The sequence below is a fragment of the Mesorhizobium sp. B2-2-4 genome (assembly GCF_006442375.1).
Classification (GTDB): Bacteria; Pseudomonadota; Alphaproteobacteria; order Rhizobiales; family Rhizobiaceae; genus Mesorhizobium.
In genome coordinates, this window is record NZ_VFWB01000011.1 from 167,093 (window position 1) to 189,679 (window position 22,587).

General features: G+C 63.2%; 20 protein-coding genes. 4 read left to right on the plus strand and 16 right to left on the minus strand.

Features of this window, described 5'->3' with window-relative positions:
- The first annotated feature begins 58 nt into the window (after window positions 1-58).
- On the plus strand, window positions 59-802 hold the full coding sequence (gene lexA, locus FJ959_RS25755; RefSeq protein WP_140498674.1) for a transcriptional repressor LexA: 744 nt from the start codon (window positions 59-61) through the stop codon (window positions 800-802).
- On the opposite strand, the gene FJ959_RS25760 is transcribed toward lexA, so the two are convergent.
- Window positions 796-3,246, minus strand: coding sequence for a ComEC/Rec2 family competence protein (locus FJ959_RS25760; RefSeq protein ID WP_140632818.1), 2,451 nt, complete (start codon window positions 3,244-3,246; stop codon window positions 796-798). The two genes, lexA and FJ959_RS25760, sit on opposite strands and share 7 nt — an antisense overlap.
- Window positions 3,247-3,349: 103 nt before the next feature.
- On the opposite strand from FJ959_RS25760, the gene gltX reads away from it, so the two are divergent.
- Together gltX and gltA are read left to right on the plus strand one after the other, a co-directional pair.
- Window positions 3,350-4,774, plus strand: coding sequence for a glutamate--tRNA ligase (gene gltX, locus FJ959_RS25765; RefSeq protein ID WP_140632821.1), 1,425 nt, complete (start codon window positions 3,350-3,352; stop codon window positions 4,772-4,774).
- A gap of 182 nt (window positions 4,775-4,956) precedes the next feature.
- A complete protein-coding gene (gene gltA, locus FJ959_RS25770) occupies window positions 4,957-6,285 on the plus strand; it encodes a citrate synthase (RefSeq protein ID WP_140498678.1) in 1,329 nt (442 codons plus the stop codon).
- A 63-nt stretch (window positions 6,286-6,348) separates the two neighbouring features.
- Here gltA and lpxB read toward each other — a convergent pair whose 3' ends face one another.
- From lpxB to FJ959_RS25835, 13 genes are all read right to left on the minus strand, one after another.
- Window positions 6,349-7,527 carry a lipid-A-disaccharide synthase gene (lpxB, locus tag FJ959_RS25775; protein WP_140632824.1) on the minus strand — a complete coding sequence of 393 codons (1,179 nt, stop codon included), beginning with the start codon at window positions 7,525-7,527 and terminating at the stop codon, window positions 6,349-6,351.
- Window positions 7,520-8,434, minus strand: coding sequence for an LpxI family protein (locus tag FJ959_RS25780; RefSeq protein WP_140557156.1), 915 nt, complete (start codon window positions 8,432-8,434; stop codon window positions 7,520-7,522). The genes lpxB and FJ959_RS25780 overlap by 8 nt, the downstream gene beginning before the upstream one ends.
- Window positions 8,406-9,239, minus strand: coding sequence for an acyl-ACP--UDP-N-acetylglucosamine O-acyltransferase (lpxA, locus tag FJ959_RS25785; protein WP_140498684.1), 834 nt, complete (start codon window positions 9,237-9,239; stop codon window positions 8,406-8,408). Before lpxA ends, FJ959_RS25780 begins: the two co-directional genes overlap by 29 nt.
- 13 nt (window positions 9,240-9,252) lie before the next feature.
- A complete protein-coding gene (gene fabZ, locus FJ959_RS25790; protein WP_140498686.1) occupies window positions 9,253-9,717 on the minus strand; it encodes a 3-hydroxyacyl-ACP dehydratase FabZ in 465 nt (154 codons plus the stop codon).
- Window positions 9,710-10,768 carry a UDP-3-O-(3-hydroxymyristoyl)glucosamine N-acyltransferase gene (lpxD, locus tag FJ959_RS25795; RefSeq protein WP_140498688.1) on the minus strand — a complete coding sequence of 353 codons (1,059 nt, stop codon included), beginning with the start codon at window positions 10,766-10,768 and terminating at the stop codon, window positions 9,710-9,712. Before lpxD ends, fabZ begins: the two co-directional genes overlap by 8 nt.
- 76 nt (window positions 10,769-10,844) lie before the next feature.
- Entirely contained in the window at window positions 10,845-13,217 is a 2,373-nt protein-coding gene (gene bamA / locus FJ959_RS25800; RefSeq protein ID WP_140560947.1) for an outer membrane protein assembly factor BamA, read from the minus strand.
- A gap of 217 nt (window positions 13,218-13,434) precedes the next feature.
- Window positions 13,435-14,577 (minus strand): RIP metalloprotease RseP, encoded by a 1,143-nt coding sequence (gene rseP, locus FJ959_RS25805; protein ID WP_140498692.1) that lies wholly within the window; start codon window positions 14,575-14,577, stop codon window positions 13,435-13,437.
- Between the two features lie 100 nt (window positions 14,578-14,677).
- A complete protein-coding gene (locus FJ959_RS25810) occupies window positions 14,678-15,493 on the minus strand; it encodes a phosphatidate cytidylyltransferase (RefSeq protein WP_140498694.1) in 816 nt (271 codons plus the stop codon).
- Window positions 15,490-16,224 (minus strand): isoprenyl transferase, encoded by a 735-nt coding sequence (locus FJ959_RS25815; RefSeq protein ID WP_140498696.1) that lies wholly within the window; start codon window positions 16,222-16,224, stop codon window positions 15,490-15,492. Before FJ959_RS25815 ends, FJ959_RS25810 begins: the two co-directional genes overlap by 4 nt.
- Window positions 16,225-16,257: 33 nt before the next feature.
- The gene (gene frr, locus FJ959_RS25820) at window positions 16,258-16,812 is read right to left on the minus strand and encodes a ribosome recycling factor (protein WP_140498698.1); all 555 of its coding nucleotides are present in this window, start codon (window positions 16,810-16,812) and stop codon (window positions 16,258-16,260) included.
- Between the two features lie 110 nt (window positions 16,813-16,922).
- Window positions 16,923-17,645 carry a UMP kinase gene (pyrH, locus tag FJ959_RS25825; protein WP_140498986.1) on the minus strand — a complete coding sequence of 241 codons (723 nt, stop codon included), beginning with the start codon at window positions 17,643-17,645 and terminating at the stop codon, window positions 16,923-16,925.
- Window positions 17,646-17,792: 147 nt separating this feature from the next.
- On the minus strand, window positions 17,793-18,902 hold the full coding sequence (locus FJ959_RS25830) for an aldo/keto reductase (RefSeq protein ID WP_140632827.1): 1,110 nt from the start codon (window positions 18,900-18,902) through the stop codon (window positions 17,793-17,795).
- Window positions 18,903-18,931: 29 nt separating this feature from the next.
- Window positions 18,932-19,459 (minus strand): nuclear transport factor 2 family protein, encoded by a 528-nt coding sequence (locus FJ959_RS25835; protein ID WP_140525239.1) that lies wholly within the window; start codon window positions 19,457-19,459, stop codon window positions 18,932-18,934.
- A 114-nt stretch (window positions 19,460-19,573) separates the two neighbouring features.
- Between FJ959_RS25835 and FJ959_RS25840 the strand changes: the two genes are divergently transcribed.
- Window positions 19,574-20,500 (plus strand): LysR family transcriptional regulator, encoded by a 927-nt coding sequence (locus FJ959_RS25840; RefSeq protein WP_140525240.1) that lies wholly within the window; start codon window positions 19,574-19,576, stop codon window positions 20,498-20,500.
- 27 nt (window positions 20,501-20,527) lie between these two features.
- Here FJ959_RS25840 and tsf read toward each other — a convergent pair whose 3' ends face one another.
- Both tsf and rpsB read right to left on the minus strand, forming a co-directional pair.
- Window positions 20,528-21,448 carry a translation elongation factor Ts gene (tsf, locus tag FJ959_RS25845; protein WP_140498706.1) on the minus strand — a complete coding sequence of 307 codons (921 nt, stop codon included), beginning with the start codon at window positions 21,446-21,448 and terminating at the stop codon, window positions 20,528-20,530.
- Window positions 21,449-21,555: 107 nt separating this feature from the next.
- On the minus strand, window positions 21,556-22,338 hold the full coding sequence (gene rpsB / locus FJ959_RS25850) for a 30S ribosomal protein S2 (protein ID WP_140498708.1): 783 nt from the start codon (window positions 22,336-22,338) through the stop codon (window positions 21,556-21,558).
- Window positions 22,339-22,587 lie beyond the last annotated feature (249 nt).

The window sequence follows — 22,587 nt, forward strand, 5'->3', positions numbered from 1 at the left end:
TGGGTTTGTTTTCTGATTCTGGTTCCAGACCCTTCGTGCAATGCCTTTGGGGGCCGCCATGCTCACGCGCAAGCAACATGAACTCTTGATGTTCATCCATGAACGGCTGAAGGAAAGCGGCATTCCGCCGTCCTTCGACGAGATGAAGGAAGCGCTGGACCTCGCCTCCAAGTCGGGAATTCATCGGCTGATCACGGCGTTGGAGGAGCGCGGCTTCATTCGCCGCCTGCCCAACCGGGCGCGCGCGCTGGAGGTGCTGCGCCTGCCGGACTCGATCGCGCCGGGTCTTAACGCGGCAAAGAAGTTCTCCCCGAGCGTCATCCAGGGCAGCCTCGGACAGGGCAGCAGCCCTAGCCGGCAGATCAAGCCGGCGACGTCTTCGCGTCTGCCCGCTGCCGGCAATGACGACGACGCGGTTTCAGCGGTGTCGATCCCGGTCATGGGTCGCATCGCAGCGGGTGTGCCGATCGACGCCATCCAGCATCAGACGCATTCCATTTCAGTGCCGCCTGACATGATCATGGGCGGCGAACACTATGCGCTGGAGGTCAAGGGCGATTCGATGATCGAGGCCGGCATTTTCGACGGCGACACGGTCATCATCCGCAATGCCGACACCGCAAGTCCCGGCGAGATCATCGTGGCCCTGGTGGACGAGGAGGAAGCAACGCTGAAGCGCTTCCGCCGAAAGGGTGCTTCGATTGCGCTCGAGGCTGCCAATCCGGCCTATGAAACACGTATTTTCGGACCGGACAGGGTCAAGGTGCAAGGCAAGCTGGTCGGCCTGATCAGGCGCTACTGAGCGGGGTCGGCGGTGGGCTTTTCGGGTTTACGGTAAGGCGGCAGTCCCCTTGCCTCGCGTGAGAATTTCCGCTGTTCGTGCCAGGGCCGATATGGCCTGTCGACGGCAAAGCTGACCCGTGCCGGTGCCGTCGCCGATTGCTGGTCGAAGAAGACGGCGGCACTTCCCTTGCGAGCGAGCTGCCGCTTGGTGATGACGAGAACCAGCGGATTGTGGCAGGGATCGTAGCCCGCGGGGTCGTTGATGACGATCAGATCCGCATAGGAGCAGGCCCTCCAGGCGTCCTTGCGATCCTCCACCTGCGCGATGATCGCCCCCGAGGTATGCCGGGCCATGCACAGGCCCGTGAAGCAATAGAAAGGCGCTCCCGCCGGAAGTTGCGCGGGATCGAAGATGTCGAACTGTCGGTCTCCGCTGTCGAACAGTTCCGGCGCAACGATGGTTTCGGACTTCAGCGCGCGTTTCCAATTATCGACGGTGAATTCGTTCGGGCGCGCCCGGTTGATCGCGAGCTCGCCGCCGCCGATCGGCAACGCCACCAGGCGGGCATCCTCCGAAATCAGCACGTCCGGCGTGCGCGTGTCCGAGACGGTCAACAGGCCGGCGAGCGCGAAGGGAAGTGCCGCCAGCCGCAGCCATGTCGTGGCCATCGTCGCGATGACCAGGGCGATCGCCACCAGAAGGACGGATTGCTGCGAAATCAACCCGACCGCGTCGACCGGCGAGCGTTGCGAGATCCATCCTGATATGGCGATCATCGCGGTCAGTCCCTTGCCCATCAGATAAAGGGATGGTCCATCGAACCCGAACGGCATCAGCAGCGCGCTGGCAACCGCAAGGAACATCACGACCGAAACGATCGGCATGACGGCAAGATTGGCGAACAGGCTGAGCGGCGACACGCGCTGGAAATGCCAGATGGCGAAAAGCGCCGTGGCGCTTCCCGCGATAATCGAGGTCATCGCCAGCCCACCTGTCGCCAGCAGCAATTTTCGCGTCAGCAGGCCAGGCAAGGTCCGTTGCGGCGGCGGGGTCCGCGCTTTGTCGGCTTTGCGATCCGACCAGCCGGCATAGGCGCCGACCAGGGCCGCGGTGGCGGCGAAGGACATCTGGAAGCTCGGCCCTACCACCTCGTGCGGCGACACCACGATGACGGCGATCGCCGAAATAGCCAGATTGCGCATGGTGAGTGCCGCCCGATCGAACAGAACGGCGATCAGCATCACCGCCAGCATGATGAAGCTGCGTTCGGCGGCGACAACGACGCCCGAAATGACGAGGTAGGCGGCGATGGAGAAAAGTGCCGCCGCGGCCGCGTATTTCTTGACCGGCCGGCGGGAGGAAAAATTCGGGAACAGCGCGAAGCCGCCACGCAGCAGACCCGTGACCGTGCCGGCGACCAGCGCCATGTGCAGCCCGGAAATTGAGATGATGTGGTAGATGCCGGTGCGTCGCATCGCTTCATTGATCTCGTCGGGAATCCCGGCGCGCACACCCACGATCAGCGCCGCGGCGATCTCGCCCTCGGCGCCGCCGATGCTGCCCCTGATATGGTCGGCAATGCTTTCGCGAGCACTCTCGATGGCGGCTGAAAGGGCGGCCCACAGCGGCCTGTCATCGGCTGAGACGATTTTGGGGTTGCCGAGAAAGAAGCCGCTGGCGCCTATGCCGGCGAAGTAGCTGTCGAAGGAAAAGTCGTAGCTGTCCGGCCGCACCGGTCCGGTCGGCGGCAACAGCCTGGCATAGCCGGTCACGAGCGAACCGGCCGTCACTTCAGCCGGCACCTTGCGTGCCGAAAGGCGAACGCGCTCCGGCGCGTAGAGTAGTTTCGGCCGCGCGGTCGATGTCACATCGATGGTCAGCCGGATGCGCCCGGTCTCCATCTGGTCGACCGAAACGACGCGGCCGGTGATTTGCGTGGAGATTTCCGAGCCCAGCATCCGCGTTCCCGCTCGCCACGTCTCGACTTTGCCGGCGAGCATGCCGAGCGCGCACAACAGCGCCGCCATGAAGCACAGATGCGTTTTCGGCCATGAGCGTGAAACGAGCGCGCACAGCGACATCAGGATCGCGACCGCGACAGGCTTGGCAAAGCCCGGCTCCGCCGCCAGCGAAAAATAGGCGATCGATCCGCATGCCAGGAACACCGGCACGAGCAGGAAGGCTATGCCCCGATCGAGTTCGAGCTCGGACGCTCTGGCCACGCCGTTGCGCAGACGAGGCCATGAAGCACGGCCGAACTCACGGCGCAGACGCACGGCCGCGCCGGCTGCGGGAATGCCGGGCGGCGTGGAAACATCCGCCGGCGGCGACTTGCTCGGCTGCTGTAGGGGCGACAACGCCAGCGGCAATGAGGCGGGCGCGGGCGTGGCAAAAAAAGAGCGTTCGCTGACGCCGGCAACGACGTCCTCGCCTTCCTCCGCGCCCCTGCCCGCTCCAGCCATCGGGTCTGCCCCTTGCGCCCTCGACACCCTATGCTACATGAACGCGCGACGCGCGAAAGTGCGTGTGATCCGCACCCCGCTCCAGACGTTTCCCGAGAGTTGTATGTCCGACAAGCTTGTCACCCGTTTTGCCCCCTCGCCCACCGGCTACCTGCACATCGGCGGCGCGCGTACGGCGCTCTTCAACTGGCTCTACGCCAAGCACACCGGCGGTACGATGCTGCTGCGCATCGAGGACACCGACCGCGAGCGCTCCACCGATGCGGCGACAGCAGCCATTCTCGAAGGACTGACTTGGCTCGGCCTCACCTGGGACGGCGACGCCGTCTCGCAGTTCGAGCGCGCGCCGCGCCATCGCGAGGTGGCCGAGGAGCTGGTGCGCATGGGCAAGGCTTACTACAGCTACGAGACCCCTGCCGAGCTTGAGGCAATGCGCGACGCGGCGCGGGCCAAGGGCCTGCCGCCGCGCTATGACGGAAGCTGGCGTGACCGCGACCCTTCGCAGGCGCCTCCTGGCGTCAAGGGCGCGATCCGCATCAAGGCGCCGACCAAAGGCGAGACGGTGGTGCATGACCGTGTCCAGGGCGACGTGCGCTTTCCCAACAAGGATCTGGACGACTTCATCATCCTGCGCTCGGACGGCAATCCGACCTACATGCATGCCGTCGTCGTTGACGACCACGACATGGGCGTCACCCACATCATCCGTGGCGACGACCACCTGACCAATGCCGCCCGCCAGACCGTGATCTACAACGCCATGGGCTGGGATGTGCCTTCAATGTCGCACATACCGCTGATCCACGGCGCCGACGGCGCCAAGCTGTCGAAGCGGCACGGCGCGCTGGGCGTGGAGGCCTACCGCGCCATGGGCTACCTGCCCGAAGCGCTGTTGAACTATCTGGCTCGGCTCGGCTGGAGCCACGGCGACGACGAGATCATGTCGATCCAGGACATGATCGCCTGGTTCGACATCGGCGATGTGAACAAGGGCGCCGCCCGCTTCGATTTCGCCAAGCTGGAGGCGCTGAACGGCGTCCACATGCGTCGCATGGGCGATGCCGAGCTGTTCGACATCTTCATCGCCACCTTGCCCTATCTCGAGGGCGGCCCGGCGATGGCCGCACGCCTCGACGACCGGAACAGGGCACAGTTGCTGGCAGCGTTGCCGGGGCTGAAGGAGCGCGCCAAGACGCTGGTCGAACTTGTCGATGGCGCTGCCTTCCTGTTTGCCGCGCGGCCGTTGCCGATCGATGAGAAGGCAGCCCTGCTGCTCAATGACGATGCGCGCAAGGTCCTGCGTGGCGCTCACGACGCGCTCGAGGCGGTTTCAGGCGACTGGACGGCGGCCTCGGCTGAAGCCGCGATCCGGGACTATGCGACGGCCGGCGGCTACAAGCTCGGCGCCGTCGCCCAGCCCTTGCGCGCCGCCTTGACAGGCAAGAGCACCTCGCCCGGCGTGTTCGACGTTCTCGCCGTGCTTGGTCGCGAGGAGAGCCTGGCGCGCATCGCCGATCAAATCGATTAGGAGCAATCTGGCCCAAGAAGATTGGCATTGAAAGGCGCGTTTCGCAGTGCAACATTGAGCCTTGGCCCAATCTGGCACGCACTTCCTAAAATGCGGTCGCGAATACGCGCATTCGGTGACTTCGACGTGTCGCTTTGCAGAATTTGCCTTTGCCGGCATGAGGAAACAAGAAGGAGTTTGCAATGACCGAAGCTGCGACAAGACGGGAACTGGGCGGCAAGACCCAGGAAGCCACGGCAAAGCTGGAATTCGCCGGCAAGACGCACGAATTCAAGGTGCGAAGTGGTTCAGTCGGGCCTGACGTCATCGACATCGCCACGCTGTACAGCACCACCGGCGCCTTCACCTACGATCCCGGCTTCACCTCGACGGCAAGCTGCGAGTCCGAGATCACGTTCATCGATGGCGACGCCGGCATTCTCCTGCATCGCGGCTATCCGATCGACCAGTTGGCCGAACATGGCGACTTCCTGGAAGTCTGCTATCTCCTGCTCTACGGCGAACTGCCGACCAAGGCGCAGAAGGACGATTTCGATTACCGCGTGACGCGCCACACCATGGTGCATGAGCAGATGTCGCGCTTCTTCACCGGCTTCCGCCGCGACGCGCATCCGATGGCGGTGATGTGCGGCGTGGTCGGCGCGCTGTCGGCCTTCTATCACGACTCCACCGACATCTCGGATCCTTACCAGCGCATGGTGGCGTCGATGCGGCTGATCGCCAAGATGCCGACGATCGCGGCCATGGCCTACAAATACCATATCGGCCAGCCCTTCATTTACCCGAAGAACGAACTGAATTTCGCCGCCAACTTCCTGCACATGTGCTTTGCCGTGCCGTGCGAGGAATACAAGATCAACCCGGTCCTGGCGCGCGCCATGGAGCGCATCTTCATCCTGCACGCCGACCACGAGCAGAACGCTTCGACCTCTACCGTTCGGCTCGCCGGCTCGTCTGGCGCCAATCCGTTCGCCTGCATCGCCGCCGGCATCGCCTGCCTGTGGGGCCCGGCGCATGGCGGCGCCAACGAAGCGGCGCTGAACATGCTCGGCGAGATCGGCCATGTCGATCATATTCCGGAATTCATCGCCCGCGCCAAGGACAAGGACGATCCGTTCCGGCTGATGGGCTTTGGCCACCGCGTCTACAAGAACTACGATCCGCGCGCCAAGATCATGCAAAAGACCGCGCATGAGGTGCTGGGCGAACTCGGCATCAAGGACGATCCGCTGCTCGACATCGCCATGGAACTGGAGAAGATCGCACTCACCGATCCCTATTTCATCGAGAAGAAGCTCTACCCCAATGTCGACTTCTATTCCGGCATCACGCTGAAGGCGCTGGGCTTCCCCACCACCATGTTCACCGTGCTGTTCGCCGTCGCCCGCACCGTCGGCTGGATCGCGCAGTGGAAGGAGATGATCGAGGATCCGCGCCAGAAGATCGGCCGCCCCCGCCAGCTCTACACCGGCGCGCCGGAGCGAGACTACGTGCCGATCGCGAAGCGGTAAAAAGGAAGAAGTGAATAAGTGAGTAGTCAGTAGTCAGTAGGGAAAGAGCGGTAATCCTACTCACTACTCACTACTCACTCTCTTGATATACCCCATCACCACCTGCGCGGCGATGTCGCCTGACGGCTTGGCGGTTGTCATGCGCCGCGCGATCTCGGCGAACCCGTCCTTCTGCCATCTGCGAATGCCTGTGTCGGCGAACAGCGCTTCGAGTTGGCGGGCCAGATTGTTCGGCTTGACATACTCGTTGTAGAATTCCGGGATCAGCGCCCGATCCGATATCAGATTGGGTAGCAGCGCCGACCAGACCGAAACGAGATATGGCGCCACGATGCGCGCAACAGGGTCAAGCCGGTAGCAGGAGATCATCGGCACATCGGACAGCGCCAGTTCAAGCGAAACCGTGCCGGACGCGATCAGCGCCGCGTCAGCCTTGCCGAAGGCCTGCCACTTTCGCTCAGGGTCGAGGATGATCTCGGGCTTCTCGTCCCAGCGAGCGACCGCCGAGCGCACGACATCGGCGACATGCGGCACGGTCGGCAACATCAGCCGCAGGCGATGCCCGCGTGCCCGCAGCATCGACACGGTCTCCCCAAATGGCTCGAGCAGCCGCCGCACTTCGCTGCGTCGCGAGCCGGGCAGGACGAGCAGCGTCTTCAGGCGATCCGGCGAAAGATCCCGCGGTTGGGCCTGCGTCCTGGCTGCCGAGAGCACGCCCGCGTCATGGGTGAGGCGATGTCCGACATAGGTCCCTGGCGGTCCGCCGAGCCTGCCGAGCTCCTTCACCTCGAACGGCAGGATGCAGAGGATGTGGTCGACATAGGGCTTCATCGCCACCGCCCTGCCCGGCCGCCATGCCCAGACGCTGGGACAGACATAGTGGATGATCGGGATGGTGGGGTTGGCCGCGCGCACTTTCCTGGCCACGCGCAGCGAAAAGTCGGGGCTGTCGATGGTGATGAGGCAGTCGGGTTTCTCATCCGCGACCATCCTGGCCAGTTGGCCGATCCGCCGCATCAGCCGCGGCAGGTCTCGCAGAATGGCGCTGAAGCCCATGAGCGCGATCTCGCCGGCGTCGAACGGCGAGACCAGCCCGAGCGCCTGCAGATGGCGGCCGCCGAGACCGACGAGCTGCACCTCGCGGCCCGTCGACTGCTTGATCGAACGCACGATGTCGGCGCCAAGCAGGTCGCCGGATTCCTCGCCGGCCACGATTGCGATCTTCAGCGCCTTGTCAGCCATGCGCCGGCTCCCCTGCTGGCAGGCCGACGATGAACAGGCCGAGCGCATTCGCCCGCGACAGCGTCGCCGGCCCCTCCAGGATGAGAGAGCGCCCCGCCTCGACGGCAATTCCGGCAAGCCCCGCCGCATGGGCTGCTTCCACCGTCTGCGGCCCTATCGACGGCAGGTCGGCCCGCAGCTCCTGGCCGGGTTTGGCGCATTTGACCAGCACTCCGCGGGTCTTTCCGGCAAGCCTGCCATGGCCGCGCAGCGCGCGCGCTCTTTCGAGCAGGCCGCTCGTGCCTTCGATGCCTTCCAGCGCGATGGCCCGGCCTCCGATCGCAATCGCCGCCTGCCCGATATCAAGCGCGCCGATGGCCTTGGCGGCCAGCCTGGCCGCCTCGATGTCGCGCCAGTCCGATTGCTTTGGTTTCGCCGCGGTCAGCGTGCCTTCGCCGGCGGCCAATTCGGGAACGACCTCATGCGCGCCGACCACTTTGATGCCCCGCTTCTCCAGGCCGCGTGTCACCACCTTCAAAAGTCCATCATCGCCGCGCGCCAGCGCCATGATCACCGATGGCACGATCGCCAGCAAGCCAAGGCTCAGGCGGATGTCGGTCAGCCGGGGCCGGCGTCTGATTTCGCCGGCAAGGATCACATGAGTGATGCCGTGGCGCTTCAGCGTCGCCACCAGTGAACCGATCTGCTCGAGGGCAAGGCTGCCGTGCTCGTATCGCAGCAACTCCTGCCGGCGATCGGCCTCGCCTTCCATCAAGAGGATAAAGGGCGGGTAGCCATGCGCGGCCAGGCCTTGAGCGACTTCCACCGGCAGGCTGCCGCCACCGGCGATGATGCCGACCCTGGCCCCCGGCGAGAGAACGAAATCCGCTGCCGCCGCCTCAGTCTTCGTCATCGCCGTCATCGCCATCGCTCCCCTTGAGCGATGGCACAGCATAGTGCCGCTTGCCGCGACTGGAGATGAAATCGATGATCTTCATGGCGGTCGGTGACGTGGCGAATTCCGCCTTGGCGAATTCAATGTTCTCGCCAACGGTGCGCGAGCGGTCGAATATTGTCTTATAGACCCTGCGCAGCAGATAGATCTCGGATCTTGGCAGACCGGAGCGCTTGAGCCCGATGATGTTGAGGCCGCGCAGGCTGGCCCGATTTCCCGCCGCCATTGCATAGGGAATGACATCACCCACAAAAGCCGAGCACCCGCCAAGAAAAGCGTTGTCGCCTACCCGCACGAATTGATGAACGGCGCTGAGACCGCCGATATAGACGTTGTCGCCGATTTCGCAGTGTCCGCCCAGCGTCGCGCCGTTGGCGAAGGTGGCGTTCTTGCCGACGACGCAGTCATGGGCGATGTGGGCGTAGGCGAGAAAATTGCCATTGTCGCCGACCGTCGTTTCGCCGCGGCTGGTATCGGTGCCGACATGCATGGTCACGCCTTCGCGGATCGTGCAGTTCTCGCCGATGACGAGCGTGGTGCGGCCGCCCTTGTGCTTGGTGTTCTGCGGCGGCCCGCCCAGTATCGCCATCGGATAGACCTTGGTCGACGCGCCGATCGTCGTCGCGCCTATCACCGAGACATGGCTGACCAGTTCAACGCCGTCGCCAATCACGGCATCTGCGCCGACATAACAGAGCGGTCCTATGCGGACGCCTTGGCCGATTTGAGCGCCTTCCTCCACGACGGAGGAAGGATGGATGGATGTCTTGATTTTCATAAGCATTCGATTGTCAGTCGCCGGTGACCATCATGGCTGAGATCTCAGCCTCGGCGGCCTTGTTGCCGTCGACCAGGGCTTCACAGGCGAATTTGAGCAGGTTGCCGCGTTTCTTGATTTTCTTGACATGGATCTTCAACTGATCGCCGGGAACGACCGGTTTGCGGAACTTGGCGTTGTCGATGGTCAGGAAATAGACCAGCGACGGCTTTTCAGTGCGAAGACTGCGGATGCAGATGGCCCCGGCAGTCTGTGCCATCGCCTCGACGATGAGCACGCCCGGCATGACCGGCTGCTCGGGGAAGTGACCCTGAAAATGCGGCTCGTTTATGGTCACGTTCTTGATGCCGGTGGCGGATTCGTCGCCATCGATGTCGACGATGCGGTCGATCATCAGGAACGGATAGCGATGCGGCAGGAGCTTCATCAGCCCCAATATGTCGACTGCTTCCAGCGTCGTCCCGGTGATGTCAGCCATTGCTCCCCTCGCCCTGTTTGCGGGTCCTGGCGAGCTTGCGCAGCATGGCTATCTCGCGCATGGCTTCCGCCATCGGCTGTGCCGGATAGCCGCCCCAGATCTCGCCCGCGGGCACATTGCTCATGAATCCGCTTCTCGCGGCAAGCTTCGCTCCCGATCCTATGGTCAGGTGATCCGCAAGCCCGACGCCGCCGCCCATGGTGACATTGTCGCCCACGACGACGGAACCGGAGATACCCGAAAGTCCGGCCACGATGCAGTTGCGGCCGATGCGGACGTTATGCGCGATCTGCACGAGATTGTCGATCTTGGTGCCCTGGCCGATGATCGTATCGGACATGGCGCCGCGGTCGACCGTGGAATTGGAACCGATCTCGACGTCGTCCTGGATGATGACGCGGCCGATCTGCGGAACACGTTCCGGCCCCTTGGCGCCGGCAACGAAGCCAAAGCCGTCCTGGCCGATCCGGGCGCCGCCATGGATGATGACGCGGTTGCCGATCAAGGCATATTGGACGCTGGCGCCCGGGCCGATATAGCCGTCACGCCCGATCTGGCAGGAACGGCCGACGACGGCGTGAGGCGCGATGACGGTGCCGGCGCCTATGGACACCGCAGGACCGATCACCGCGCCGGCTTCGACGACGGCACCTTCCTCGACATGTGCGCTCGGATCGATATGGGCATGCGGCGAGATACCGGTTTCACCGGTCATTGGCCCCGGGGTCGCCGCCGTCGGAAACAGCAGTCGTCCGACCAGCGCGAATGCCTGTTGCGGACGGGGATGTACAAGGACGGCGATGGCGGCAGGCGCCTTGCCGGCGAACTCCGCCGGGCACAGCACAGCGGCAGCCCGCAGCGACGGCATCAGCACGGAATTGCGTTTGCCATCGACGAAAACGAGCGCATTCTCGCCGCCTTCGTTGGCAGGCGCCAGCGCGTCGATGAAAACGCCGGACTGGCCGGAATCGACAAGCACCGAGCCGGTCAGATTCGCGACTTCGCCCGCCGTATACCGGCGTGATGGCGCGAAGAACACCGGATCGGTCATTCCAGAAGCTATATCCAGCTAGATCGGAACATTTTCTCCCGGATCTCAACGACCCGGGAGCATCGTCATCCGCCGGTCAGAAGCGGGTCGATATGCCGAAGTTGAATTCCTGCACGTCGTCCCTCGCTTCCTTCTTGACCGGGATCGCATAGTCGATACGGATCGGACCGAACGGCGAAGCCCACATCAGGCCGACACCGACCGAGGCGCGCCATTTCATGCCCACGGATGATTGGTCAACCAAATCATTGGCAACCTTGCTGCCATAGAGTGTTGCCGCGTCTGCAAAGACCGCGCCGCGCAGACCGAAGCTTTCTGGAACGACCGGCAGCGGGAATTGAGCCTCTGCCGACGCGTTGAAATAAGTGGTGCCGCCAAGGTGGTCACCCGCACCGTCGCTGTCGACTGGGCCGATGCCGCCATAAGCGAAACCGCGGATCATGCGATCGGTGCTCTGGAAGTGATCGAAGATGCGCAGATCGCCGTCGCCGCCGTAGCCTTCGACATGGCCGGCGCCGCCCGAAATGAGGCCGACAAGATCGAACTGCTCGGACAGCGTCTGATAGACGCTGCCGCGTCCGGTGACCTTCACGAACTTGGCGTCGCCACCGAGGCCGGCCACTTCAACCGTGGAGGTGGCATAGATACCCTCATGCGGGTTCTTCATGTCGTCGATGGTGTTATAAACCAGTCCCAGACTGACCGACGACTTGATCCAAGGGCTTTGCTCGATGCCATCCAACACGGCTCTGGAAATGTCGCAGGTGCCGCTGGGATCTACATCGGTGGCATCGCAACCGTCGTCTACCTCATACTTCTCCCGGGAGATATTGTAGGCCAGCTGGGTCGAGATGCTGTCTGTGATCGGCAGGCCGAAGCGCACCGTCGCGCCCACAGTATCGCTGTCGTAGTCGTCGTATTCCCTGGTCCGCTTGTAGATGTCGAAGCCGGCGGCGATACGGCGCCCGAGGAAATAGGGCTCGGTGAACGAAAGGCTGTAATCGCGCGAGTTCTTGCCGCCACCCGCCGACACCTTGATGAACTGGCCGCGGCCGAGGAAGTTGCGCTCTGTGATCGATCCTTCGACGGACGGACCGGCGGTGTCGCCACCGGTCGAATAGCCGGCGCCGACAGAGAATTCACCGGTCGACTTTTCGACCACGTCGACCACCAGCACGACCTGGTCCGGCGCCGAACCGGGCACCGTCGAAACCTCGACTTTGTCAAAGTAATTGAGATCTTCCAGCCGCTTCTTCGCGCGCTGGATCAGCACTTGGTTGAACGCATCGCCTTCGCTGACGTCGAACTCGCGGCGGATGACATAGTCGCGCGTGCGGTCATTGCCGCGGATCTCGATGCGCTCGACATAGGCCTTGGTGCCCTGGTCGATGGTGTAGACCACCGAAATCGTATGATTCTCGAAATTGCGGTCGCCACGCGGCGTGACCTGCGCGAAGGCGTAGCCGGAGCCGGCCACCTTCTCAGTCAGGGCAATGATGGTGTCCTCGACGTTCTTGGCGTTGTAGACGTCGCCCTTGTGGGTCTCGACCACCGATTCCAGCGCCTTCGAGTCGACTTCCGGAATCGTGCTTTCGACGCTGATGTCGCCGAACGTATAACGCTCGCCTTCCTGGACGGTTATGGTGACCGTGTACTTGTTGGTCGCGTTGTCGAGTTCGCCGACAGCGGACACGACCTGGAAGTCGGCATAGCCGTGATTGTAGTAGAAGCGCCGCAGCAGCTCCTGGTCGGCGCGCAGCTTGTCGTCGTCATAGACGTCGTCGCGCAGGATGAACGAAACCCAGGACGAGCGCTTGGTCGTGATCACATCTGACAGGCGGCGGCTCGAATAAGCGCTGTTGCCGACGAAATTGATCGCCGCGATCTGCGTGCGATCACCTTCATTGACATGGAAGACCACGTTCACGCGGTTGTCGCCGAGCTGCATGACCTCGGTGGTCACGGCGGCATCGTCACGGCCGATACGCCTGTAGGCGGCCTTGACCGACTCTACATCGGCGTCGAGCGCCGCCTGCGAGAACGTGCCGCGCGGCTTCAACTGCACGGCAGCCGCAAGCGCGTTGTCCTTGAGCTTCTTGTTGCCCTGGAACAGCACCTGGTTGACGACCTGGTACTCGGAAACCTTGACCACCAACGTCGAACCGACCTGATTGATCTGCACATCCGAGAACAACCCGGTTCCGAAGAGCGCCTTGACCGCGCTGTCGATGTCGGAGCTGGAGAAGGATTTGCCCGGCTTGATGGTGATGTAATTGCGGATGGTATCGGCGTCGACACGTTGGTTGCCGCTCACCTCCACCCTGCTGACGACAGCGGCTTCGGCCGCCGATGTGGCAACGAACTGCACTGCGAGCGCACCTGGCACGACCAAAGCCGCGGACAGGGCTGCCGCGGAAGCGGCGCTCAAAAACTTGGATGCTGCCTTCATCGGGCTTAATAACCTTTTCTCGTAGTCCCCACGGCGAGAAAACCGGACGTGCGGTAATTTCTCGTACCGTATTAACCGGATTTTCCCTACACGCAAGGCTTCTGGTTAATTTGTATTTACTTAACCCTGGTGCGTGGCTTTCGCGTCACTCATATCCCCGTGCATGGTAAACGGCGTCTCAACATCGACCATCCCGAAGCCAAATTTCTTCATGATTTCAGCATCCAAACAGATCGTTCCAGAATACGAAACCCATGAAGCCCAAAACCAGAAGCAGACCGGCCCGATAGGCCATTTCCATCATCCGTTCCGACACCGGCCGGCGGATGACGGCCTCCACGCCGTAGAACAGGAGATGGCCGCCGTCGAGGGGGGGAATCGGCAAAAGATTGAGGATGCCGATGCCCACGGACAGCAGCGCAACGAGCTGCACGAGCCATTCGAAGCCGAGCTTCGCCGCCTTGCCGGCCATGTCCGCGATCTTCACCGGGCCGCCGAGCTGGCACTTGTCCTCGCGCCCGACGACGAAACGCTGCAGGAACTGGCCGGTGCGCTGGATGACGTGCCCGGTTTCCTCCACCGCCGCGGCCAACGCGCCGGCGGGGCTGTAGGTGATCAGCCTGGGCTGGCCGAGTTCCTGGTTGTTGACGACGCCGATCACGGCCACCTTGACCTTGTTGCCGAGCGCGTCCTGCTGCTCCATCAGCTGCGGCGTGGCGGTCACGGTCACTTCCTTGCCGTCGCGCAGCATGACGAAGGTGATGCTGTCGCCGGCCCGGCCCGAAACCAGGCGTTGGACGTCACCGAAGGTTTCGATCTTGCTGCCGTCGACGCTGACGAATCGGTCGCCGGGCAGGATGCCGGCTTTCGCCGCCGGGCTGCCGGCGGTCACCTCGGCCACCATGGGTTCCGCGACATAGCGGCCATAGGCTGAAAACAGCACCGAAAAGACGACGATCGTCAGCAGGAAATTGAACAGCGGCCCGGCCACCACCGTCGCCGCCCGCTTCCAGATCGGCTGGGTGTGAAAGGCGACCTTGCGTTCCTCGTCGGTCAGCGTTTCGATCTCTTCCGTCGACGGCTGGCTGGAGGTGGCGTTCATGTCGCCGACGAATTTGACATAGCCGCCAAGCGGTATGGCGCAGAGCTTCCAGCGCGTGCCGTGCCTGTCGTTGAAGCCGAAGAGTTCCGGGCCGAAACCGATCGAAAAGGCCCTGACGCCGATGCCGCACCAGCGGCCAACGAGATAGTGGCCCATCTCGTGGACGAACACGACCACGGTCAGCACGAACAGGAAGGGCACGAGCGTGCCGAGAAGGAAGCCTTCCATGCCGAAGATCGCGTGAAGAATCTCGTTCAACTCAAATCCTCAGTTCTTCCGCGACACCGTTGCGCCGCGACTGTGACATCAATCCAGGCGAATCCAAGGCGCGCCCGCATCGATCGTGGAACGATGCCGTTCAAATGGGAAACAGCCCCTGTGCCGGCTGATCGGCGCCCGCCGAAATCCAGCCGATGACGTATAGGGCGAAAGCCGCCGCGACAAGCCCGTCGACACGGTCCATGACGCCGCCATGGCCCGGAATGAGCGCGCCCGAATCCTTGCGGCCGTGGCGGCGCTTGACCCAGGATTCCAGGAGGTCGCCAGCCTGGGAGACGATTGAAAGCGCGAGCGCGACGAGACCGAGCATTGGCAGGTTGCCCGCACCGGCGGCGACGGCCAGGATGAGCCCCGCAACGACCCCGCCCACGGCGCCGCCGAGCGCGCCACTTCGCGTCTTGCCGGGAGAGATGGACGGCGCCAGCCTCGGGCCACCGACGGCCCGGCCGACGAAATAGGCAAAGATGTCGGTCGCCCAGACCACCGCGAACAGGAACAGGATGGCGACGAGGCCGGAATGGTCGCCGTCACGCAGAAGCGCAAGGGAAAGACCCGAGACGGCTGCATAGGCAAGGCCGGAGGCATCCCACTGCCCGGCCCCGCGCAGTTGGGCGGCGATGGCCGTGACGGCGACCAGTGCAGCCACTAGAAGCAGCAGCCACAAGGCAGGCAGGCCGGTGATCAGGGCGCCGAGAAACACCAGCAGCAGCGCTTCCGGCAAAAAACCGAGCCCGGTCGTCCCGGAAGGGCGAGACATGCGCGTCCATTCGTAGAAGATCACCGCCGAAATCGCGGCTGAAAGCAGCCGGAACGGCAGGCCGCCGAACCAGGTCAGGCCAAGCGTCGCGATGGCAAGCACGACCGCCGAAAGAACGCGAAGCTGGAGATTGCTCATCCCGCGGCCGGCCGCGAAGCGACATCTTGCGGATCCAGCCCGCCAAAACGGCGTTCGCGCCCGGCGAACTCGCGCAAGGCCTCGGCTAGATGCTCTCGGCTGAAATCGGGCCAATAGCAGGGCAGGAACACAAGCTCGCTATAGGCAGCCTGCCACAGAAGAAAATTGGAAAGGCGAAGCTCACCGCTGGTGCGTATGACCAGTTCGGGATCGGGAACGCCTTGCGTGTCGAGGCAGCCGGCAAAGGATTCGGCGGTGATCGCCTCGCTGTCGAGCTCGCCGCGCGCGACGGCCGAGGCAAGCTTGCGCGCCGTGCGCACGATCTCGTCGCGTCCGCCGTAGTTGAAGGCGATGATCAGCGTCAGCGCCTCGTTGGCCGACGTCAGCGCTTCGGCTTCTTCGAGCAGGAGCCTGATATCGGGCTGCAGCCCTGCCCTGTCGCCGATGATCCTGACGCGCACGCCGCTGCGGTGCAGTTCGGCGAGATCGCGGCGAATGAACAGCTTCAACAGGCCCATCAGGTCGCTGACTTCGGATTTCGGCCGCGACCAGTTTTCCGAAGAGAAGGCATAGACAGTCAGGTAGGAAATGCCGAGATCGGGCGCGGCGCGCACCGTCTTGCGCAGTGCTTCTACGCCCGCGCGATGGCCGGCGAGCCGCGGCATGCCGCGCGCCTTGGCCCAGCGTCCGTTTCCATCCATGATGATCGCGACATGCGCGGGCGTTGCCATGATCTCGCTTTCGGGCCAGCCGCCGGCCAGACCCTAAACCTGCATGATTTCAGCTTCCTTGTCGGAAAGCAGGTGGTCGATGGTGCTGATCGTTTCGTCGGTAAGCTTCTGGACCTGGTCGGAGCGCTTGCGCTGATCGTCCTCGCTGATGACGCCGTCCTTCTCCGCCTTCTTCAGGAAGTCCATGCCGTCGCGGCGCACATGGCGCGCTGCGACACGGGCGTTCTCGGCGTAGCCATGCGAGATCTTGACGAGTTCCTTACGGCGCTGCTCGTTGAGTTCCGGAAGCGGAATCCTGAGATTGGTGCCGTCCACGATAGGGTTGAAGCCCAGATTGGATTCGCGGATGGCGCGATCGACCGCGCCCACCATCGACTTGTCCCAGACCGACACCGAAATCATGCGCGGCTCAGGCACCGTGACATTGGCCACCTGGTTGATCGGCATGCTGGTGCCATAGGCCTGCACCTGGATAGCGTCGAGCAGGTTGCTGGAAGCGCGACCGGTCCGCAGCGAAGCCAGGTCATGCTTGAACGCGGCGATTGCCCCATCCATGCGCCGCTTGAGATCGTCGTACTCACCACTCATCTTAGTCTCCTCGACCCGTCTGACGCGGGTTCACTGCTTTCGGGGCAAGGCCCCGTGTTCGAGCCTGATTTCGAAACCGGTTTTCGCCTTTTCCGCGATCAGGCCCCGGATCAATCGTCCGCGACGACCGTGCAGCGGCCGCCGCCCCTTAGAATATCGCCGAAACCACCTTTTTCGTGGATCGAATAGACGATTATCGGAATGTTGTTTTCGCGCGCAAGTGCAATCGCTGCCGTATCCATGATGGAAAGGCCGCGATTTATCACTTCGGCATGGCTGATGCGCTCGAAACGCGTCGCGTTCGGGTCCTTCTTCGGGTCGGCAGAATAGACGCCGTCGACCTGTGTGCCCTTGAACAGCGCGTCGGCGCCGATTTCAGCGGCGCGAAGTGCTGCGGCCGAATCAGTGGTGAAGAACGGATTGCCGGTGCCGCCGGCAAAGATCACCACCTTGCCCTGGTTCATGTAGGCGGTTGCCTGGCGCTGCGAAAAGCTCTCGCAAAGCTCAGGCATGGCGATCGCGGAAAGAACCACCGCATCGACGCCGATCTTGTTCAGCGAGGTGCGCAGCGCCAGCGAATTGATGACGGTGGCGAGCATACCCATATGGTCGCCGGTGACGCGGTCGCCACCCTTGGAGGCAACCGCCACACCGCGAAAGATATTGCCGCCGCCGATGACGACGCCAACCTCGATGCCGAGCGCGCGGGCTTCGGCGATGTCGCCGGCGATGCGGTCGACGACCGAGACGTCGATGCCGAAATGCTGTTCGCCCATCAACGCTTCACCAGACGCTTTCAGCAAGACACGTCGGTAGAGGGGCTTCACCGTCATCTGGTCCTCGAAAATCTCGGCGCGGCAAATCAGGAGGCGAAACTGCCCCGCTTCGCCTGGCGGCGCTGGCATGATGGTTCGACCCGATACACGAAGGGCGCGGCGATGTCACGCCGCGCCCTTGCGCAAAATCCCAGGCTTTTTCGATCAGTTGCTGCTGATGCTGACCGCCTCGCCTTCCACCAGAACCTGCGGCGAATAGCCGGAGGGCTTGTCGCCGGTCACGACACCGCCGGCCACCCTGACCTGGATCTCGGGCCCGAAATAGGAATGCGGGAACGGCGCCGGCATGCTGCTCACCGAATCCAGCCGCTTGCGGAGTTCGGGGGCAATCGAAAAATCCAGCGCCGCGAGGTTGTCCTGCAGTTGCGCGAGCTTGGTCGCGCCCAGGATGACGGTTGCGACGCCGGGCTGCGTCGCCACCCAGTTGAGCGCCACCTGGGCCATGCTGCGGCCGAGTTCGGCGGCCACCTTTTCGAGCTCGGCCACGATCGCCCAATTGCGGTCGCTGAATTTCCGGAAGCTCGGATGCGTGGTGTTGCGGAAACCGTCGAGCCGGCCGGCATTGCCGGCTTGCGTCGGGCGATATTTGCCGCTGAGCAAGCCGCTGGCCAGCGGGCTCCAAACCATGACGCCGGCGCCATGATGCGTGGCGAAAGGCACGAACTCATGCTCGATCGAGCGTTCGGCCAGCGAATATTCGAGCTGCAGGGCCGAGATCGGCTCATAGCCGCGCAATTCTGCGATCGCCTGCGCCCGCCCCGCATACCAGGCCGGCACATCGGAAAGGCCGACGTGGCGTACCTTGCCCGCGCGCACCAGGTCGTCCAGCGTGCGCAGCACCTCCTCGGCCGGCGTCAGCCTGTCCCACACATGCATGAGATAGAGGTCGATATAGTCGGTTCCGAGCCGCTTCAGAGAGGCGTCCACGGCGCGCATGATGTTCTTGCGGCCATTGCCGCCGGCGTTCGGATTGCTGGGTTCTGAATTGAAGGTGAATTTAGTGGCGATCACCGCCTTGTCGCGCAATCCGCGCTCGGCGACGAATTCGCCGAGCCAGGTCTCGGCGGTGCCGCCGGTATAGAGATCGGCCGTGTCGAAGAAATTGCCGCCCGCCTCGACATATTCGTCGAAGATTGCGCGGGCTGTATCCCTGTCAGTGCCCCAGCCCAATTCGGTGCCGAAGGTCATGGTGCCCAGCGCCAACCGGCTGACGCGCAAGCCGCTGTTGCCAAGCGTGTAGTAGTTCATGGTCATGATATTCTCCGATCGAGTTTGATGTTGGGTTATTGGCCGGGTGTCGTCTTGACCCAGGGATTGCCGCGCTCATGGGTCACGCGGAAGGTGAAGCCGTCGACCTTCCAACCCGCGCCGGAGCGGGTCAGGTGGTGCTCATATGTGCCCCAGACTTCCCAAAGCGGCTCGCCATTGCCTTCCATCCGGTTCCAGGCATAGCCGTTCGACAGGACGGTCGCCGTGTCCGCTTCGAGAACGACTTGGTGATTGGTGCGCAGATGCAGGCTGGTCTTGCCGCCCTTGAGGTTGCCGGCCCAGGCGCCGATCAGCTCATCGGAGGCAATGTTGGCCGCCGGCTGTCCGGACAGGCTGCTGAAATCCGCGGTAACCCGATCCGCGAAATAGCTGCGGGCAAGTTTCCAGTCCTGTGCATCGACGGCGCGGTCGATGGCATCGGCGATGCGGATGACCGCGCGCTCGTCGGCAAGCGCCTGCCACTCCGCCGGTTCGGCTCCGCCGGCATCGATCGGCGCCAGCGCCAATCCTGCAGCGAAGGTCACGTGTTTCAAAGCATTCATGTCTCGTCTCCTGGAAAATCAGCCCGCCGACGATGTATCGAGGACAATGTGGATCAACGCGCCGCCATCGATAAGATTGCATTGTTTGCAAAGACTATGCGATATCATTCATGAATGGACCGGGACCTGCTTACCCACCTGCCCGTCATCGTTGCCGTGGCGCGACGGGGCGGCTTCGCGCTTGCCGCGGCCGAGCTCGGCATGAGCCCGTCGGCGGTCAGCCATGCGGTGCGGCTGGTGGAAGAACGCATCGGCCAGCCGCTGTTTGCGCGCACGACACGTAGCGTCTCGCTGACAGAAGCCGGCAAGGCATTGGTGGAGACAGCGGGCCCTGCCCTTCAGGACATCGCGGAGCGGATGGACCGCATCCGCGGCGTCAAGGGACGGCCTTCCGGTCTGCTCAGGATCAATGCCTCCAACATCGCGATCCCTTTGGCGGTGACGCCTGTGATCGCAGCCATGGCCGATCGCTATCCGGATGTGACGGTCGAGGTTTTCGCCGATCAAGCCCTGGTCGATATCGTCGGGGAAGGTTTTGACGCCGGCATCAGGCTGGGCGAGATGATCGCGCAGGACATGACCGCCATACGGCTGACGCAGCCTTTCAAGGCCGTGCTGGTCGCCTCGCCGGACTATATCGGAAAGCGCGGCCGTCCACGCGACGTGGCCGACCTCGCGAACCATAATTGCATAGGCTACAGGCTTGTCCGCTCCGGCGCGCTCTATCGTTGGGATTTGAACGACAACGGCAAGGAGGTCGTGGTCGAGACGCGTGGCACGGCCGTCGTGACCGATTCGCTGGCGGCGATCGATCTTGCGCTTGCAGGGGTCGGGCTCGCCTATGTGTTCGAGCCGCTGGTGCGCGTCGATCTTGCCGCAGGACGCCTCGTCCAGATCCTGCCAAAGACGACAATCGAGGAACCCGGCCTTTTCCTTTACTTTCCGCGCCGGGCGTCGATGGCGCCGAAGCTGAGGGCCTTCATCGACACCGCACAAGAAATCGGCCGGGCATCCATGCGGACACCCGGCCGAGTTGCCTGAGCCGTTTAGCCTTACTTGTTCTTCGGGCTATTTCTTGACCGCCGCCGCGACTTCCGCCGCGAAATCGGTCGCTTCCTTCTCGATGCCTTCGCCGAGCGCGAAACGCAGATAGGCCGAGATCTTGGCCGGAGCGCCGATCTCCTTCTCGGCATCCTTCAGCGCCTTCTCGACGGTGATGTCGGGATTGAGCACGAAGGCCTGCTTCAGAAGCACGACTTCCTCGTAGAACTTGCGCAGGCGGCCCTCGACCATCTTCTCGATGATCGCCTCCGGCTTGCCGGACTGGCGTGCCTGGTCGGCGAAGATCGCCTTCTCGCGCTCGACTGCCGCGGGATCGAGTTCCTCGGTGGTCAGTGCCATCGGGTTGGTGGCGGCGACATGCATGGCGACCTGGCGGGCGAATGCATTGGCCGCGTGCTCGTTGCCCGTGGTCTCGATAGCGACCAGGACGCCCAGCTTGCCAAGGCCGTCGGCAACCGCGTTGTGAACATAGGTCGCGACGGCGCCGTGCGGAACGGTGAGCTTGGCCGAACGGCGGAAGCCCATGTTCTCGCCGATGGTACCGACGGCGTCCTTGATGGTGTCGGTGACCGACTTGTCCGAACCCGGGTACTTCGCGGCAGCCACGGCCTCGCTCGTGCCATAGGCCAGTGCCACCTTGGCGACGTTGGCGACGATCTCCTGGAAGGCGGCGTTGCGGGCGACGAAGTCGGTCTCGGAATTGACCTCGACGACCGCGGCCTCGCGCACGCCGGAATCGACGCCGATCAGGCCCTCGGCCGCGGTGCGGCCTGCCTTCTTGTCGGCCTTGGAGATACCCTTCTTGCGCAGCCAGTCGACGGCTTCTTCCATGTTGCCGTTGGTCTCGTTCAACGCCGCCTTGCAGTCCATCATGCCCGCGCCGGTCAAGTCGCGGAGTTCTTTGACCTGTGCAGCCGAAATGCTCATTGTCGCCTCTTTGTTCAAATGCGCCGACGCACCATCGAATCTCGACGGTGCGTCCGTTTAACGCGTCAAAATATTAGAAAGATGAAGGCCGTGACCGGCCCTCGCTATCACGCTTCCGGAGTTTCCGCCGCCGGAGTTTCGCCGAGCACCGGCTCGACCGGAGCTTCCACCGAAGCGCCGATGTCGACACCCAGCGCGCCCTGCTGGCGGGCGATGCCGTCGATGGCAGCCTTCGCGATGAGGTCGCAATAGAGCTGGATGGCGCGCGCGGCGTCGTCATTGCCGGGGATCGGGAAGTCGATCTTGTCCGGATCGCAGTTCGAATCGATGATGGCGACGACCGGAATGCCAAGGCGCTTGGCCTCGAGGATGGCGATCGCTTCCTTGTTGGTGTCGATCACGAACATCAGGTCGGGCGTCGAGCCCATGTCCTTGATGCCGCCGAGAGCCTTGTCGAGCTTCTCGCGCTCGCGGTCGAGATTGAGACGCTCCTTCTTGGTCAACCCTTGCGCCTCGCCGGCCAGCATCTCGTCGAGCTTGCGCAGGCGCTGGATCGAGTTCGAGATCGTCTTCCAGTTGGTCAGCATGCCGCCCAGCCAACGCGAATTGACATAGTACTGGGCCGAACGCTGCGCGGCATCGGCGACGATGTCGGACGCCTGGCGCTTGGTGCCGACGAACAGCACGCGGCCGCCCTTGGCGACGGTGTCGGAAACCTGCTTCAGCGCCTGGTGCAGCAACGGCACCGTTTGGCTGAGGTCGATGATGTGGATGTTGTTGCGGGCGCCGTAGATATAGGGCGCCATCTTCGGGTTCCAGCGGTGGGTCTGGTGGCCGAAGTGAATGCCAGCTTCCAAAAGCTGGCGCATGCTGAAATCAGGCAGAGCCATTCTCATTTTCCTTTCCGGTTAGCCTCCACGGACACAGGCATTTTCGGACGAAGTCCTCGACGCCACCGGAGGTTTCAGCCGGATTTCTCCCGGGCAGACACCAAAGTCCGTGTGTGGAATGAGCGCGCATATAGAGGGGAAGTGCTCCAAACGCAAGCGCAACGACGCATTGTGTCGTAAGCACATGAGTTGTCCGGATTAGGTAGCACGTGAGTTGTCCGGTTTTATCGCCAGCGGATGGAGGCTGGG

Excerpts from the sequence above, each read along its gene's own strand:
- lexA (WP_140498674.1), top strand. The coding sequence starts at position 59 with ATGCTCACGCGCAAGCAACATGAACTCTTGATGTTCATCCATGAACGG.
- FJ959_RS25760 (WP_140632818.1), bottom strand. The coding sequence starts at position 3,246 with ATGGCTGGAGCGGGCAGGGGCGCGGAGGAAGGCGAGGACGTCGTTGCC.
- gltX (WP_140632821.1), top strand. The coding sequence starts at position 3,350 with ATGTCCGACAAGCTTGTCACCCGTTTTGCCCCCTCGCCCACCGGCTAC.
- gltA (WP_140498678.1), top strand. The coding sequence starts at position 4,957 with ATGACCGAAGCTGCGACAAGACGGGAACTGGGCGGCAAGACCCAGGAA.
- lpxB (WP_140632824.1), bottom strand. The coding sequence starts at position 7,527 with ATGGCTGACAAGGCGCTGAAGATCGCAATCGTGGCCGGCGAGGAATCC.
- FJ959_RS25780 (WP_140557156.1), bottom strand. The coding sequence starts at position 8,434 with ATGGCGATGACGGCGATGACGAAGACTGAGGCGGCGGCAGCGGATTTC.
- lpxA (WP_140498684.1), bottom strand. The coding sequence starts at position 9,239 with ATGAAAATCAAGACATCCATCCATCCTTCCTCCGTCGTGGAGGAAGGC.
- fabZ (WP_140498686.1), bottom strand. The coding sequence starts at position 9,717 with ATGGCTGACATCACCGGGACGACGCTGGAAGCAGTCGACATATTGGGG.
- lpxD (WP_140498688.1), bottom strand. The coding sequence starts at position 10,768 with ATGACCGATCCGGTGTTCTTCGCGCCATCACGCCGGTATACGGCGGGC.
- bamA (WP_140560947.1), bottom strand. The coding sequence starts at position 13,217 with ATGAAGGCAGCATCCAAGTTTTTGAGCGCCGCTTCCGCGGCAGCCCTG.
- FJ959_RS25810 (WP_140498694.1), bottom strand. The coding sequence starts at position 15,493 with ATGAGCAATCTCCAGCTTCGCGTTCTTTCGGCGGTCGTGCTTGCCATC.
- FJ959_RS25815 (WP_140498696.1), bottom strand. The coding sequence starts at position 16,224 with ATGGCAACGCCCGCGCATGTCGCGATCATCATGGATGGAAACGGACGC.
- frr (WP_140498698.1), bottom strand. The coding sequence starts at position 16,812 with ATGAGTGGTGAGTACGACGATCTCAAGCGGCGCATGGATGGGGCAATC.
- pyrH (WP_140498986.1), bottom strand. The coding sequence starts at position 17,645 with ATGACGGTGAAGCCCCTCTACCGACGTGTCTTGCTGAAAGCGTCTGGT.
- FJ959_RS25830 (WP_140632827.1), bottom strand. The coding sequence starts at position 18,902 with ATGACCATGAACTACTACACGCTTGGCAACAGCGGCTTGCGCGTCAGC.
- FJ959_RS25835 (WP_140525239.1), bottom strand. The coding sequence starts at position 19,459 with ATGAATGCTTTGAAACACGTGACCTTCGCTGCAGGATTGGCGCTGGCG.
- FJ959_RS25840 (WP_140525240.1), top strand. The coding sequence starts at position 19,574 with ATGGACCGGGACCTGCTTACCCACCTGCCCGTCATCGTTGCCGTGGCG.
- tsf (WP_140498706.1), bottom strand. The coding sequence starts at position 21,448 with ATGAGCATTTCGGCTGCACAGGTCAAAGAACTCCGCGACTTGACCGGC.
- rpsB (WP_140498708.1), bottom strand. The coding sequence starts at position 22,338 with ATGGCTCTGCCTGATTTCAGCATGCGCCAGCTTTTGGAAGCTGGCATT.